Here is a 14,234-nt window from a genome sequence, read left to right on the forward strand (position 1 = left end):
TGATGGCTAGTCACGAAGAAACAAAATCTGTCCATCACCACACGTCCTTGCAGAAGAAAATCAAGTTGAAGCAAGAACGTCGTCAACATAATGTATCTTTCGTTATGATGATCTTGTTGACGATCGTAGCGTTTGCAGCGATAGCGAGCGATGCTGTCTCTAACAAAGTTGCCATTCTATTCATCCTGGTACTAGCAGCTGTTCAAGTGTTTTTCCAACTTTACGTTTGGATGCATCTAGGACATAAAGGACATGAATTCCCAATGTGGGGAATTGCAAGTGGTCTTTTGATCGCTGTCATCACTGTCGGTACATTGATGGGACTTATCTGGTAGTTTGGCACAAGAAGGTTGATCCTGAATTCAGGGTCAACCTTTTTTAGTTCAAACGAAGCTTATTAACTAAGCTGGATAAAGGGTTTTCAGCTCTTCTGGTGAAATATTAGTGGAGAGGGATCAACAAGGGGGTACACATTACATATGGAAATCAGAACGATACGAGATGATGAATTCAGAGATTTTTTACGGATGGGAGAATTTGCATTCCAATATGAGTTGTCGGATGAGGATGTAGAGAATCGCAAATCGTTGTTGGAGCTGGAAAATTGCTGGGCACTGTACGAAGGGGAAGAAATGGCTTCGAAATTGACCATTCATCCGATGAAAATCTGGCTTGCTGGAAAGCAAATGCCGATGGGTGGAATCGCTGGAGTTGCTTCATGGCCAGAACACCGAAGGAAAGGTCATATTAAAGCGCTCATGAGGAAATCACTTGAAGTCATGAAGGAGAAAGGACAATATGTTTCTATGCTGCATCCTTTTTCTTTTGCGTTCTATCGGAATTATGGATGGGAGATGACCCATCAAGTGATGAAATATGAAATCAAGCCAGTACAGTTACCGAAGAGGAAACTGGACTATTCAGGAAGAGTATTCCGGATCAATCATGATATCGAACGATTGAATGCGATGTATGAACGATATGCAGAAGACTATTCAGGGATGTTGAAGCGATCTGAGTTATGGTGGAAACAATCCATTCTACCTAACGAGAGAGAGATCGTAGCCGTCTATCAGGACGTCAATGGAGTCGATCAGGGATATATGATCTATAAAGTCAAAAAAGAGCATATGGAGATTGAGGAGTGGATCAATCTGAATGGTGAAGCTAAACGGGCGATGATTGATTATGTTTCCAATCACGATTCGATGGTGGATAAGATTACGATACACCCACCTGTCCATGAGAGCTTTGCGTTTTGGATGTCGGACCCTAAAATCAAACAAGAAATCAGTTCTTATTTTATGAGCCGGATCGTTGATGTCGAAAAATTCTTGAAAGAATATCCTTTTCAAAAGCCTGTAGATGAAAAGCCCTTCATCTTCCAAGTGACGGATTCATTCGCTGAATGGAACAATGGGGTTTTCATCGTTAGAATGAATGAGGATGCTGAGAATGAAGTAGAGCATATTCCACCTAAGGACCACAGCAGCTGTACACAAGAGCCCAAGAGAGGGGTCTTATGTGATATCAATGCTTTATCAACAATGTTCTTCCACTGTATGCGACCATCAGAATTAGCAGAGCAAGGGTGGATCTCAGGTAGCAAGACGGAAATCGAGCGGTTGGAAAAGTTGATCGGCTCCCACAAACCGTTTTTGTATGACTTCTTTTAAGATAAACTTTGTTGCCCTTATACTGAAGAAAGTACAAAATACTTTCTTCAGTATAAGGGCAACTAAGGCTCGACCTACAAAAGGCTTGGTCTCGCCTGTCACACAAAACTAAAAAAGGTGACCGACGTTTCCGAAGCTTAGCTCGTAACGTTCAGGTCACCTTTTTCATATTTTAAAATTCGTTTTGACGATACCCGCTTCTTTCGCTGAATTGAACAGGATCAAAATGAGTGGACCGACAATAAAGCCTATTGGTCCAAGCAGTTTCAAACCAAGATACATAGCGATTAGTGTAGAAAGCGCTGATAGACCGATATGGTGTCCCATCACTTTCGGTTCGACTGTTCTTCGGATGATCAGAAGAATGACTGCTAAAACAGCTAACTTTGTCCCAAGGACAATGTTGCCGATCAATAAGTAATAAATAGCCCAGGGGCCAAGAATCACAATGGATCCGATAATCGGTATGAAATCAATGATCCAAATGATGAAAGCCATCAATAAGGCTACATCCGGCACGATAATGTAAAGACCGACCAACGCAGCGATGAAGATGACGATACTCACGAGAAATTGCGCCTTCATGAAGCCGAAGACAACATAAGATAGTCTAGTTGTCATAAAATGCACTTTCTCAGCTGTCTTTTCTGTCAGATGAGAATAGAATTGACGGCGCAAGCGAGGAAATTCCAATTGGAACAAAAATAGGGTGATCAAATAGACGATGATGCTCACTAAATAACTCGGTATTAGCGATACAAGAGATGTAAGCGTCTCGACATAATTTTTTTCAAGTAATTTTCCCCTGATCGATTCCAAGAACTGATTAACTTGATTATTGATTTCAATGACGAATTCCTCTGGCAAGTCTTGTGCAGCTTTTTCAAAATTTTGCTCAATATCATCCCAGACATTGTTCACTTCAGAAATATACATCGGAGAATTTTCGATGAAATTGATTGCTGAGGTAACAACCTTCGTAACGAGAAGATAACTGCCCATCCCCATTAAAATGACAAAAAGCATGAAGACGATGAAAGCAGAAAAATTTCGTTTGAGGGAGAACCGATTCTGTAACATCCTCACGGCAGGTTCTAAGAAAAACGCTGTTAAAAGGGCGAAGACGATCGGGAGAGAAATCGGTAAAATCCAGATGAATAGTGCTGCAATGATAAGTGTAATCAATGTATAAACGATCCAACGTTTACGTGGTGTCAGTTGTTTCAATATAGTCCCCCTTCCCCTTGTACTCCTTACTATATATTATATGGGTAATGTGAAAATATGAACAGACATCTTTCTTTAATTCTCAACAAAAAAAGTCTGACTGCTTAGCCAGACCTTCTCCATTAATCCGTATGGTGTTTATCGATTTCTTCTTTTAGCTGATTCAAGAGCTTCTTACAAGTACTTACGATCTTGTTTGGGAAATCTTCATCATACTCGACACCATGAGGATAATAATGCTTCCCTAAGTATGGTTCCATCAATTTGATGAGTGCATGTCCAGTTTCCACTTCACCCTCGACAGCATAACAAGGAACACGCAAGTAGAAGACTTCACCCGTATCCATGTTTTCAAACTTATAATCGTATGTAATGCGTTCGTAATCCCATTGGCCTGCTCGAACGAAACCAACCTCATTCGTCAAATGCTCAAGCATTTCAAAGTCCAGAACCTTGCCGGCCAAGCCGATCTCTTCAAATTTCATGAGTAATCCTCCACATCCTTCGATATGTTCTTTCCTTCATTATAATAGTACGAAACTGTTAAAGATGCAATCTTTCCACAACTGATTTGAAATAAATTGCAATCAAAACTGAAAAGAAATTGAAAAATTGGTCAAACTAAACGGTGAAATGGAGGAGATGAGATGAAGAAATGGATGGTTGTAGCATTAGCATTGATGTTGAGTTTTTGTCTTCAATCACCTGCACAGGCTCAAGGTCAATCAGTCCATATCGTCAAATCTGGAGATACACTTTGGAAAATTTCAAAATGGTTTCAAATCGGGTTGTCTGAAATCATCAATGCGAATCCCCAATTTGAAAATCCTGATCTGATTTATCCTGGAGATAAAGTGTATATTCCGAGAAAACAGAAGATCAAGTCGATTGAATATGAGGTCATCAAACTTACGAATCAAAAACGTGCCGAGAATGGCCTCGGACCATTGAAAGCGGATTGGCAATTATCACGGGTGGCGAGATACAAATCCAATGATATGAAGAATAACGGATACTTTTCTCACCAATCACCGACATACGGATCTCCATTCGAAATGATGCGGGATTTCAATATCAACTACACATCCGCAGGTGAAAACATCGCAATGGGACAAACCTCCGCACAAGCGGTCGTGGATGCTTGGATGAAGAGTCCAGGTCATAGGAAAAATATCTTAAGTTCGAATTATACGTACATTGGTGTCGGTTATGCTAAGGGTGGTTCCGGAAGGTATTATTGGACACAAATGTTCATCAGGAAATAGGTGATCGAATGAAACAATTAAGAGACATCATGACCAAGCCAGTAGACTTTTGTACCGTACTGGACAATGTTTATGAGGCAGCTGTAAAGATGAAGGACGATCATGTCGGTGCTATTCCTGTCTGTGAAAATGACAAGTTAGTCGGAATGATTACAGATCGGGATATCGTGGTTCGAGGTGTAGCGGAAAAGAAACCTAATGCATCGAAAATCACAGATGTGATGAGTGATCACATCATTACTGGAACTCCTGAGATGTCGGTGGATGAGGCAATCCATTTAATGATGCAGCATGAAATTCGCAGACTCCCGATTGTTGAAGAAACCCGGCTCATTGGCATTGTCTCACTTGGAGATCTCGCGAAGCATAGAGAAACCAATGAACAAGCTGGTGTAGCATTAACGGATATATCTGAGGCAGATCCAGATCAACAACCTTATCACTAAGATGATCAGCGGGTTGACCTTACAGAAGGTCAACCTTTTTTGTATGAATCATTACGATGTTGAATAGGATGTATAGAAACACTTCTGGTTTGTCCAAATAGACAACCTGGCCTCTTTCATGTAATGTGAGGTTAAAGTCTATACGATGGATGGGGGAGGGCTAAGATGAAGAGTTTCGGGTTGATCATCGTTATTGCCATTATCATGTATGGTTTCAGTATTCTGTACGAAGACCTGAAGCATCTCCCGGAAGTAAATAAAGAAAACCAAGCCCAACAGGAGTCGGTCGAAAATTCTTCTGCTTCAGAAAATCTGGATCTTCCTGAAGGGGGCATAAATCATTACTTCTCCATGAATCAGGAAGAGCTGATTGCTGAACTTGGTGAACCAGATCGCATCGATTCTTCCTCTTATGGGTACCAATGGTGGATTTATGAGCAAAATCCAGACCAATATATCCAGTTTGGGGTGGAAAAAGGGAAGATTGTAACGGTATTCGTACTCGGAAAGAATATCGACATATCTCCACTGAAAATAGGTGAAAAGACGTCCGAAGTACAATCGAAGGTGAACATAGAAGGAGAAGTCCCTTTGAATGTTGATGGGAATCGTTATCGGTTCGAGCTGACACAAGAAGAGTTGAATACGAGACCTCTCGTGAAAATCAACGGTATTTGGGCGCAATTGTATTTGGATCAATTTGACGGTACATTGGTAGGTGCCCGTTACCTGGATCCAAAAGTTTTGGTCATGCAACGACCATATTCCTTAGAGTACCGTGGTGAATTGATTGAGCAGCCTAAAATCTCGTCAGATGAGCGGAAGCAGATCCGGGATGGGGAAGAGGAACAAATCTTCACAATTACAAATGTCATCCGCCAGCAATACGGTCAGGCACCGTTACAGTGGCATGAGAATACAGCTCAGGTCGCTTACGGACACAGTAAGGAAATGAGTGAAGAAAATTATTTTGCTCATGAGTCACCGATATCCGGGAGTTTATCAGACCGTTTAGAAAATGGGGATATTCGTTATCTCCAAGCGGGTGAAAACATAGCGGCGAATTATATTGACGGTATTGAAGCTGTAATCGGGTGGTTGAACAGTGAGGGACACCGAAAGGCTTTGCTGAATAAAGACTTCACACATCTTGGTGTTGGAGTCTATGAAAAATATTACACGCAGAACTTCATTGTTCCATTTGAATAAAATGTAAAGGCTGGTTCTCTAGAGAAAAAGCTTGAGACCAGCCGGTTCGGTTATCTATCACAAACAATAAATATGTTGACTAAAATGTGCCCGAATTGCATAGCAATTTGAGGCACTATTTTTGTTGATAAATAAGGATTATTGCTCAAATAGAACAATTTGTAACCTTACAGAATCCCCTGTATGTTTGCAAATTGACCTGCATTTTACTATTAATTGTTTTTGTTAGAATGCGGAAGGTAATCAAGATTTTTAAACTTATTGTTATTCAACAAATGGACAGGATTGTTGAAGGTGGGAGATAGGGTTTAACGGACATCAGATCCGTTATTTGTGACAAAAACGCCAATTTCGGTGTGCAAACGGACATCAGATGCGCTATTCTTTAAAAAGTATATTGTTTTTGATGATTTTGGACCAAATAAGGTATCATATGTCCGTTAAGTTTAGTGAAAATGAATAAGTTATAGAAATAAGGTCCTCAATGTCCGTTAGATTTATGAATTAGTCATTCTTCATTAATTATCGCGCGCTTTAGTTTAAAAAACTGAAAAAAATAGCCGCACATCGATCCGTAATGGATTGAAAGTTCGGCTTATTTTATATCTAATACAATATGAAATACAGTGCAATTATCTATGCATTTCCATATGCAATTTCTTAAGTAAATTACGGTTTTGTGACAGGTATCAGAACCCGTTCTCTTGAGACCAGCCTTTTTTATTATCTGGGGATCAAATAAAAACTGCCTGAGGCTGCTGCTACGAGTGTTCCTACATCATTGTAAATCTTACACTCTGTAACGGAAGTCTTAGACCCCAGATGAAGGATGGTAGCCTCACAGCGTAAAGCTTCACCAACACCAGGAGCGATATAATTCAGCTTCATCTCTGAAGTGACTGCAACCAGATTCTCTGGAATCCTTCGATTGACGAGGGTACCCATTGCTGTGTCTGCAAGTGTAGCCGTGAATCCGCCATGTACGATATCTACGGAATTACTAAGAAACGGTGTAATCGGAATACTCATTTCAAGCTGTTCACCAGATTCCTGTATGCTCGTCTTCATGAAACTTGTTATGTAAGTCTTATATTCACCATTGTGTTTGGATTGAAGGCCATTTAATACTTGTGTCAGAACACGTTTATCTTCATCGGTTGCTGAAGTCAGGACATCTTGCACCTTGTTTAGAATTTCTTTATTCAAATCCATATGGGTTCCTCTTTTCCTTTATGTATGCGCATTGTAAGTTTATCAATGAAAAAATACGTTCCGCAACTATAAAATAGGCGAACATAATAACGTGTTTCATTGTACTATATACTGTAGGCTTGAGTTGAACGTAATGGGGAGGCATTAAGGTGAGTAAGCAAGCGAATAAAAACGTAAAGGTCGAACAATTCAAGATGTTTGTACGCTCACACCCTGGATTAATCGATCACGTAAAAACTGGCAACCAGTCATGGCAAGAAGTCTTTACAGAATGGAACTTACTTGGTGAAGACCATGAGCAATGGGGTCAATACATTGAGCGAAAAATAGGGGTTGCAAATACAAAAGAAAAAACGAAGAAAAAAGGAACAAGTGTCAACGATCTGTCCGTTGGGGAGTTATTGAATATGTTCAAAAACCTCGATATGGAAGAAGTGAGGGAGTATGTATCTCAGTTCAGTTCTGCAGTAACAGGCATTCAAGAGATGCTCCAGTCCTTCCAATCGAAAGGTCCGACGAGACCACCGACGAATAACAACCCATTTAATCAATATTTCAAAGACTAGGATAAGGGAGTAAGAACTATGCGGAGAGAAATCATCCAATACTTGGATCAACGGCCGGATCTGAAATTCATCATCCGAGAACAACCCCACTGGTATCGTAAATTGTCTCGTAATCCTGCTTCCATCCAGGAACTTGAAGAAGAAGCAAAAACCTTCTATGGTCAAACGTTCGGTCAAAGAGTGGACCGATTGAATGGACAAATCGAGTCCTTTTCTAAGCTTTTACAGCTTTTTGCAAAACAATAACGCAGGTTGACTCAAATAAAAGTGTTCCACACCTCCAGAACCATTTAGGCTGCGAGGCTAATAGCACTTACGAGTCAGCCTTTTTATTTTGGACAAGCAAGTGGATAAATCTTTTATGGTCCGCAAAAGATATCGGGTGAGGAGGTGTCACCTGATCATGATGAAGAATCGTATTATGTTATCCACTATTACCATAGCATTGTTGTCCGGTTGCCAATGGGATCATGATGAAAAATTGCAACAAGTCGTCGTTGAATCAAGACCGGATTCGTTTCAGGCGATGGAAGTGACCAATCCAGCCCAAGAATTGAGCATGACAGTCAGGCATATGGTGACGAACAACGATATATCCGTAGAATGTTATGTTCCGGGATTTGAATTCACCAAGGGGGAAGGGAAATCTCAGCACGACAAAAAAGGGTACTTGAAGATCTCTGTCAATCATCAAAAACCCTTTCCGGTATATAAAGCTGCATTTGTTATTAAGGATCTAGCCAAAGGAAACCACCATATCCGCGTATCCCTTGTCGATACCGATGGTGAAAAAATCGATGGCTTGGAAAAGCAATTTTTTGTACAAGTCCGTTGAATATTATGAGCTCAGTGGCGTCACTTGTTTAGAACCGAATGGATTCGGCGGTTGTAACGGTTTGAATTCTTTCAAAAGATATTGAAAAATCTTTTCTTGCAAGTTGATTTTCATTTCTCGAAGAGCATCATTTCCGAACAATGTATTGAATTCAATGAAATAATACTTCCCATTCACATAGGCAAGATCAAAGCCTGCGTGATTCACATTCAACTGTTTCGCGACTTGCATGGTCAACTCCAACGCTTCTTGTGGTATGTGATTGACATCGACAAGACCACCTTTTGAAACATTGTTATGGAAGCCTTCGCTAACTCGCCAATAAGCGGCAACAACTTCGTCACCAATGACACATACTCTCAAGTCACGGTCCATTTCCAAGTATTCTTGCACATAGAATGTTTCGTTTTTTTCAGAATACTTAAGGAAGTCCTCTTCCGAGTTGATTAAAAATACCCCTCTACCCATGGAGTTGCGAGGTTCTTTTGCAACGAATGGAAAAGGAAATGTATCCAAAACATGTCTGATGTTCGATTCGGATCTACCTAAGATTTCCGTATAGGGAACGTGTTCTGGGCATACCGTCCAGAAAGCTCTGGTCATTTCCACCTTGTCATATCCAAGATGGATGGTTTCTACGCTAGGAAACACTGGTTTCTTCAATCCATACACAATGGAATTCACTTGCCAGTGTTCAGGATACAGGATGACTTCAGCGTCTTTGATAGAAGAACTTTCACGGAACATCAATTCCGGTTTGATGTAATGGACGCCAGGAATACCGATGGTGCGAAACGGATTAAACGTTACTAATTTCAATTTTCTATCCCCTAAAAAATGTACTAAACGAGAAAATTATATGGTCATTCATACATTCTGTCAATTGATTTTTTAAAAGGCTGTTATCTCAATCTTTGTTGCTCTTGCACTTGAAGAAAGTATAAAATACTTTCTTCAGTATAAGGGCAACTAGGACTCGACCCTAAAAAAGGCTTGGTCTCGCCAAGTTTTCTTTAAAAGTTGTCGATTCCCTCAAGGATGCTCGCTTTCCGCGGGGCGTGCGGTGAGCCCACTCACTTGCACAGGATGTCAACACAAAAATGATACATTTTCAAAGAAGCCATTTGTGCTCCTGCGTCTACAAGAAAGTCCTGTGGAGCGAGCTTCCTCGTCGCATGCCTTGCCAGGAGATTATTCAGGTAGTAGGCACGCTGGAGTCTCGCACCTTGCTCTCCAATCAACTTGCACAAGGTCAGTTTCTAAAAGTCACTAAAAAGCAATAATCTTTCAGATAAGAGCCTTTTTAAACGAAATACCCTCCCTTGAATGGTTGTATTGCAAGTAGTTGGAATCGATTCGGTTAGAAGCATGGAAATGTGTGGCGATTGTGTGGCATAATAGTGATAACCCATTGAAAAGGGTGGAGGTGTATCACATGTTAGCAACAATTGAAGGCATTGAGATTCTGGATGGTGCAGATGAACTTGCAGCAATGGTGGTCCATTCAGATGTCGCACAGCAATATAAAGAAGCTAAACGAAAGCTTCAGAATGATAAAAAGGCCCAGCGCCTCATATATGAGTTCAGCAAGATGAAGGAGAAGTACGAAGAAGTCCAGCGATTCGGTAAATATCATCCGGATTACAAGACGGTTTCGAAGGATATCCGAGTTCTTAAGCGTGAAGTCGATCTCCTGGATACAGTGTACGAATATAAAGTCGCGGAGAAAGCCCTCGAAAAACTGCTGAATGAAATCAGCGGAATCATCGCAGGTCAAGTCTCCAAGAATATCAAGGTCCCTACAGGAAATCCATTCTTTGACAACATGTCATGTGGTGGAGGCTGTGGTTCCGGTGGATCTTGTGGCTGTGGTTGATGTACTTAATCGATAAAGGGAAACCCGTTCGGGTTTCCCTTTTTTTGATAGGTAGAAGGATCATTCAACTCCTGAATCGTATGCAGTCATGGCATAGGTTGCCGCAGCAGAACATCTTTTCCTGGGGTACGAAGAATCTACCTCGGTATACGTATACATTGTTTTCTTTCCTAACAAAAATCATTTCGGAATGAAGCCTTTTTCCTTTCATAGCTTGAACGGCTGCCTTTTCGATCAGCTTTTGCATTTGTTTATGGACTATATCCTCGTGAACCGTCAAATAGAAGAATGGAATTCCTGCCATCTGTGTTTTTTCAACAGATTGAATACCATCTTCTTTTTGAAGTTTTTGGATGAAAACAGTCCATACCTTATCAAGATCCATTTCACCACACACCTTGGATAATCGATAATTGAGATTGCCATGTCAGCGATCTTCGTGCTAGACTGAATAAAAACCGGGATAAAGGAGTGTGCTTATGCTGACGAACCGGACAGGATTAGCGATTTGGCTACATTCTTTAAAATACATAAAACAGCTTCGGAAATTCGGGAACATCCATTATGTTTCCAAGCGTATGAAATATGCAGTACTTTATTGTGATACCGCTCAAAAGGAGCGAATCATCGAAAAGATTGAAAAACTACACTTCGTCAAGAAGGTAGAGCCTTCACATAAGGCGCATATCAAGACTGAATATCAAAACGCAATGCCGGACAAGGCAAAAGAATACGATTATAAAATCGGGTTATAAAACATTATTGCCAGGCAGGAATGATATGTTGCAATCTCAGAATACCCGTAAGGTACTGATAATATAGGTCGATTTCATTAAATCCACTCGACGGACGAACCTCCAAGAGTTGGATTTCTTTATTATGGCGCACAGCACATTGCTCGAATAGGTCCCAACGTTTCGAGTGTTCGCGAATCCCTTCCCGACAGATGTAGATCGGTTGGAAGTTGGATTCACCTGCAGGTTGCAGAACGATGGCAAGTGAGCAGATTTCTTGGTCATTTTTGACTGTTTTCAGCGCAACGAATTTACTCAGTCGGGCTTCATTCGTATCCGCTAGTTCAATAAGTTCGTATAGGTCTGAGTAACCCTCACCTAGTTCTATGAATCGTTGTATCATATGTAAGACTCCTTTCATTACATACATACTGTAGCACGAATCCATTGATGTGTGAACGATTTCTCCATTTACCGATTCCATAGGGTTGTAGGCCATCAGGAGAGTCGTGGAAATGCGTTCTTCAACATATGTTCATCTACCCATAAAAAAATGCCCGCAGGTAGGAATGCCTGCGGGCTGTTCCATATCAAAACATGCTGGAAACATCATTGAAATGTTTTTTCGCCGTAAGAATGGAACAATGGGAGAGGAGAAACCGGAGTTAAGCCTATGGGGAAATTAAGCTTACTCCGTGGTTCAACTAACAACACCATCTATGATGTTGTTAATCCTATTATTGTACAGTTCAAAAACAGATATACACTGTATTTAAGAATTTGCTTCTTTTATGGTAGGATAGTGGAGGAAAATATAACGATGTGAGGTATACGAAATGAGAATCATATCTGGTGATTTTAAAGGACGAAGATTGAAGGCAGTTCCGGGAACCGGTACAAGACCTACATCGGATAAAATACGCGAATCGATCTTCAATGTGATCGGTCCATTTTTCGAGGGTGGACGATCCCTTGATCTATATGGAGGCAGTGGAGCTCTGTCCATCGAAGCGCTAAGTCGCGGGGTAGAACAGGCCACGATTGTCGATGCAGAACCGAAAGCGATTGAAACGATCAAAGAAAACATCCAAACATTTGATGTGGTGGATCGGGTAGAGGTGTTCCGAAATGATGCATACAGAGCTTTGAAAGCGCTTCGAAAAAGAGAGATTCGATTCCGATACGTTTTTCTAGACCCCCCTTATAGGAAACAGAAGATCGCAAAAGAAATTGAATTCCTCGTCGAACATCATCTGTTAGAGTCACAAGCACTGATTGTGGCTGAGCACGATGCGAAACTTCGACTACCTGAGCAAATCGGTACCTGTAAAATGCATAAACATGAGCAATATAACAGTACAACAGCGGTTACAATATTTGTGAATGAGGACGAAAGGACGATGACACATGAATAAGAAGCTAGCAATCTGTCCGGGAAGCTTTGACCCGATTACATATGGACATCTCGACATCATACAAAGAGGTGCAAGTGTCTTTGATGAAGTGATTGTCGTAGTGGCGAATAATCAGAGCAAGAGTTCATTGTTTTCAGTTGAAGAAAGGATGGAACTCATCAAAGAAACGACGAAGGACCTTCCCAACATAAAAGTGGATACTTGTAATGGTCTATTGATGGATTATGTGAGAACGACTGGTGCAAAAGTCATTCTTAGAGGACTCCGTGCCGTTTCTGACTTCGAGTACGAGATGCAGATCACTTCAATCAACAGAAAGTTGGATGAATCTGTGGAAACCTTCTTCATGATGACAAATAATCAATACTCCTTCTTAAGCTCCAGCATCGTAAAGGAAGTAGCAAAATATCATTCTCCTGTTTCCGACTTGGTCCCTAAAATCGTAGAAGAAGCGCTGAAGAAGAAGTTTGCTAAATAATGCGTTAGATACATAAGCTTTTACCTGGCGGATTTCCATTTGAGTGATTTCCAGTGTAAGGTTACATAACCTAGCAGACTGATGAATGTAATCAATGCACCGACCGATAGCAGGCTTTCCCAGGCATCATAAATCCATGAAATCGATGGATGAGTCGAAAATGTTTCAACCACGGTGGGTTGATGACCATGATTCAAATAAAGTGGTTTCCATAGGATCAGAGTCAATACAGAAGCTATGAATCCATGCATGATCCTCGCAAGGAAAAATGGTTTGAACCGGATGTCCGTCTCAGCTAGTATGCTCGCCACTTGAGCTTGTACGGAAAAGCCGTTGAAAGCGAGTATGAAGCTGACGACGATCGCTTGTTGTAATAGTGCGGAACTGGATGTCTCGCTGATTTGTTTACTTCCTAGCGTGATCTCAAACAATCCGGAGATGAATGGCGAAATGATGTCATGAGAAAAACCAATCAGGCTAGCCACTGAAGCTAAAATGGTAGCGAATAACATCGTAATATTGAATTCCGTCAACATTCTGTTCAGTACAGAAAATAGGAGAATGAACCCACCTATCATCAACAGCGTTTGAATCGAATGTTTCACTGCATCTCCCATTTGTTTACCGAACGGACGGGGATCCATCTGTCTGACGTGATACATTCGCTCTAATGCATGCATGAATAGATTGATTTTTGTCGGCTTCCTGCAAACCGGTGCCGCGATTTCAGATGATCCATAAAATCGCATGATGATACCGACGATGATGTTACCCATATAATGTGAAGCGGCAAGCAGGATACCCAGTTCTGCATTATGAAAGAACCCTACGGCTACAGCCCCGAGGATGAAAAGAGGATTGGAACAATTGGTGAAAGCGACCAAACGTTCAGCTTCGTGCTGTGTCACTTCTTTTTCTTGTCTTAAACGGGCGGTCAACTTGGCACCTGCAGGAAATCCTGAAGCTAACCCCATTGCCCATACGAACCCCCCTGAACCAGGTACGTTGAACAATGGCCTCATGATCGGCTCCATTAAAACTCCGATAAAACGGACGACACCAAAGCAAATCAATAATTCACTGATTATGAAAAATGGAAGCAAGGAAGGAAAGACGATTTCCCACCACATTTCAAGCCCTTTCAAGGATGATTCGAAGGCGGCTTTAGGGTATATCATAATAGAGAAGGCGAATAAGGTCGTCAGAAGGGCGATGATCAGATTTTTTATGCGCGAAAGGTACAATCTAAAGCCTCCTTATGAATAGTCTAAATATATAGGCGATCTAGAAGAAGT

The 14,234-nt window shown here is 41.1% G+C and carries 19 protein-coding genes; 12 read left to right on the forward strand and 7 right to left on the reverse strand.

The genetic code is table 11. The features are described from left to right. Positions 1–2: 2 nt before the first annotated feature. Both ACSVDE_RS04865 and ACSVDE_RS04870 read left to right on the forward strand, forming a co-directional pair. Positions 3–335 (forward strand): cytochrome C oxidase subunit IV family protein, encoded by a 333-nt coding sequence (locus ACSVDE_RS04865; RefSeq protein ID WP_439299833.1) that lies wholly within the window; start codon positions 3–5, stop codon positions 333–335. Between the two features lie 144 nt (positions 336–479). Further along, a complete protein-coding gene (locus ACSVDE_RS04870) occupies positions 480–1,676 on the forward strand; it encodes a GNAT family N-acetyltransferase (RefSeq protein ID WP_439299834.1) in 1,197 nt (398 codons plus the stop codon). Positions 1,677–1,841: 165 nt separating this feature from the next. On the opposite strand, the gene ytvI is transcribed toward ACSVDE_RS04870, so the two are convergent. Continuing rightward, on the reverse strand, positions 1,842–2,903 hold the full coding sequence (gene ytvI / locus ACSVDE_RS04875; RefSeq protein WP_439299835.1) for a sporulation integral membrane protein YtvI: 1,062 nt from the start codon (positions 2,901–2,903) through the stop codon (positions 1,842–1,844). Positions 2,904–3,025: 122 nt separating this feature from the next. Next, on the reverse strand, positions 3,026–3,388 hold the full coding sequence (locus ACSVDE_RS04880) for a YugN family protein (protein ID WP_439299836.1): 363 nt from the start codon (positions 3,386–3,388) through the stop codon (positions 3,026–3,028). A gap of 162 nt (positions 3,389–3,550) precedes the next feature. On the opposite strand from ACSVDE_RS04880, the gene safA reads away from it, so the two are divergent. From safA to ACSVDE_RS04895, 3 genes are all read left to right on the forward strand, one after another. After that, the gene (safA, locus tag ACSVDE_RS04885; RefSeq protein ID WP_439299837.1) at positions 3,551–4,168 is read left to right on the forward strand and encodes a SafA/ExsA family spore coat assembly protein; all 618 of its coding nucleotides are present in this window, start codon (positions 3,551–3,553) and stop codon (positions 4,166–4,168) included. 8 nt (positions 4,169–4,176) lie between these two features. After that, the gene (locus ACSVDE_RS04890; protein ID WP_439299838.1) at positions 4,177–4,614 is read left to right on the forward strand and encodes a CBS domain-containing protein; all 438 of its coding nucleotides are present in this window, start codon (positions 4,177–4,179) and stop codon (positions 4,612–4,614) included. Between the two features lie 165 nt (positions 4,615–4,779). Continuing rightward, positions 4,780–5,823, forward strand: coding sequence for a CAP domain-containing protein (locus tag ACSVDE_RS04895; RefSeq protein ID WP_439299839.1), 1,044 nt, complete (start codon positions 4,780–4,782; stop codon positions 5,821–5,823). A gap of 723 nt (positions 5,824–6,546) precedes the next feature. Here the strand turns inward: ACSVDE_RS04895 and ACSVDE_RS04900 are convergent. Beyond that, entirely contained in the window at positions 6,547–7,035 is a 489-nt protein-coding gene (locus ACSVDE_RS04900) for a PaaI family thioesterase (protein ID WP_439299840.1), read from the reverse strand. A 149-nt stretch (positions 7,036–7,184) separates the two neighbouring features. On the opposite strand from ACSVDE_RS04900, the gene ylbD reads away from it, so the two are divergent. The 3 genes from ylbD to ACSVDE_RS04915 all read left to right on the forward strand — a co-directional run bounded on the left by ylbD (position 7,185) and on the right by ACSVDE_RS04915 (position 8,436). Next, positions 7,185–7,601 carry a spore coat protein YlbD gene (gene ylbD / locus ACSVDE_RS04905; protein WP_439299841.1) on the forward strand — a complete coding sequence of 139 codons (417 nt, stop codon included), beginning with the start codon at positions 7,185–7,187 and terminating at the stop codon, positions 7,599–7,601. An 18-nt stretch (positions 7,602–7,619) separates the two neighbouring features. After that, the gene (locus ACSVDE_RS04910; RefSeq protein ID WP_439299842.1) at positions 7,620–7,847 is read left to right on the forward strand and encodes a YlbE-like family protein; all 228 of its coding nucleotides are present in this window, start codon (positions 7,620–7,622) and stop codon (positions 7,845–7,847) included. A 157-nt stretch (positions 7,848–8,004) separates the two neighbouring features. Further along, positions 8,005–8,436 (forward strand): hypothetical protein, encoded by a 432-nt coding sequence (locus ACSVDE_RS04915; protein WP_439299843.1) that lies wholly within the window; start codon positions 8,005–8,007, stop codon positions 8,434–8,436. A 3-nt stretch (positions 8,437–8,439) separates the two neighbouring features. On the opposite strand, the gene ACSVDE_RS04920 is transcribed toward ACSVDE_RS04915, so the two are convergent. Next, positions 8,440–9,255 carry an ATP-grasp domain-containing protein gene (locus ACSVDE_RS04920; RefSeq protein WP_439299844.1) on the reverse strand — a complete coding sequence of 272 codons (816 nt, stop codon included), beginning with the start codon at positions 9,253–9,255 and terminating at the stop codon, positions 8,440–8,442. Between the two features lie 616 nt (positions 9,256–9,871). Between ACSVDE_RS04920 and ACSVDE_RS04925 the strand changes: the two genes are divergently transcribed. Continuing rightward, entirely contained in the window at positions 9,872–10,312 is a 441-nt protein-coding gene (locus ACSVDE_RS04925) for a YlbF family regulator (RefSeq protein ID WP_439299845.1), read from the forward strand. Between the two features lie 64 nt (positions 10,313–10,376). Here the strand turns inward: ACSVDE_RS04925 and ACSVDE_RS04930 are convergent, their stop codons facing one another. Continuing rightward, on the reverse strand, positions 10,377–10,697 hold the full coding sequence (locus ACSVDE_RS04930) for a hypothetical protein (protein ID WP_439299846.1): 321 nt from the start codon (positions 10,695–10,697) through the stop codon (positions 10,377–10,379). Between the two features lie 94 nt (positions 10,698–10,791). Here ACSVDE_RS04930 and ACSVDE_RS04935 point away from each other — a divergent pair, with 94 nt between their 5' ends. Continuing rightward, positions 10,792–11,067, forward strand: a complete 276-nt coding sequence (locus tag ACSVDE_RS04935) for a YlbG family protein (protein ID WP_439299847.1) — start codon at positions 10,792–10,794, stop codon at positions 11,065–11,067. A gap of 4 nt (positions 11,068–11,071) precedes the next feature. Here the strand turns inward: ACSVDE_RS04935 and ACSVDE_RS04940 are convergent, their stop codons facing one another. After that, positions 11,072–11,449, reverse strand: coding sequence for a DUF7147 family protein (locus ACSVDE_RS04940; protein ID WP_439299848.1), 378 nt, complete (start codon positions 11,447–11,449; stop codon positions 11,072–11,074). A gap of 433 nt (positions 11,450–11,882) precedes the next feature. On the opposite strand from ACSVDE_RS04940, the gene rsmD reads away from it, so the two are divergent. Together rsmD and coaD are read left to right on the forward strand one after the other, a co-directional pair. Beyond that, the gene (rsmD, locus tag ACSVDE_RS04945) at positions 11,883–12,461 is read left to right on the forward strand and encodes a 16S rRNA (guanine(966)-N(2))-methyltransferase RsmD (RefSeq protein ID WP_439299849.1); all 579 of its coding nucleotides are present in this window, start codon (positions 11,883–11,885) and stop codon (positions 12,459–12,461) included. Further along, the gene (gene coaD, locus ACSVDE_RS04950) at positions 12,454–12,939 is read left to right on the forward strand and encodes a pantetheine-phosphate adenylyltransferase (protein ID WP_226551285.1); all 486 of its coding nucleotides are present in this window, start codon (positions 12,454–12,456) and stop codon (positions 12,937–12,939) included. Before rsmD ends, coaD begins: the two co-directional genes overlap by 8 nt. A 20-nt stretch (positions 12,940–12,959) precedes the next feature. On the opposite strand, the gene ylbJ is transcribed toward coaD, so the two are convergent. After that, complete coding sequence (ylbJ, locus tag ACSVDE_RS04955) at positions 12,960–14,183, reverse strand: sporulation integral membrane protein YlbJ (protein ID WP_439299850.1); 1,224 nt, start codon at positions 14,181–14,183, stop codon at positions 12,960–12,962. Between the last annotated feature and the right edge of the window lie 51 nt (positions 14,184–14,234).

The sequence above is a fragment of the Pseudalkalibacillus sp. Hm43 genome (genome assembly GCF_051842935.1).
Taxonomy (GTDB): Bacteria; Bacillota; Bacilli; order Bacillales; family Fictibacillaceae; genus Pseudalkalibacillus.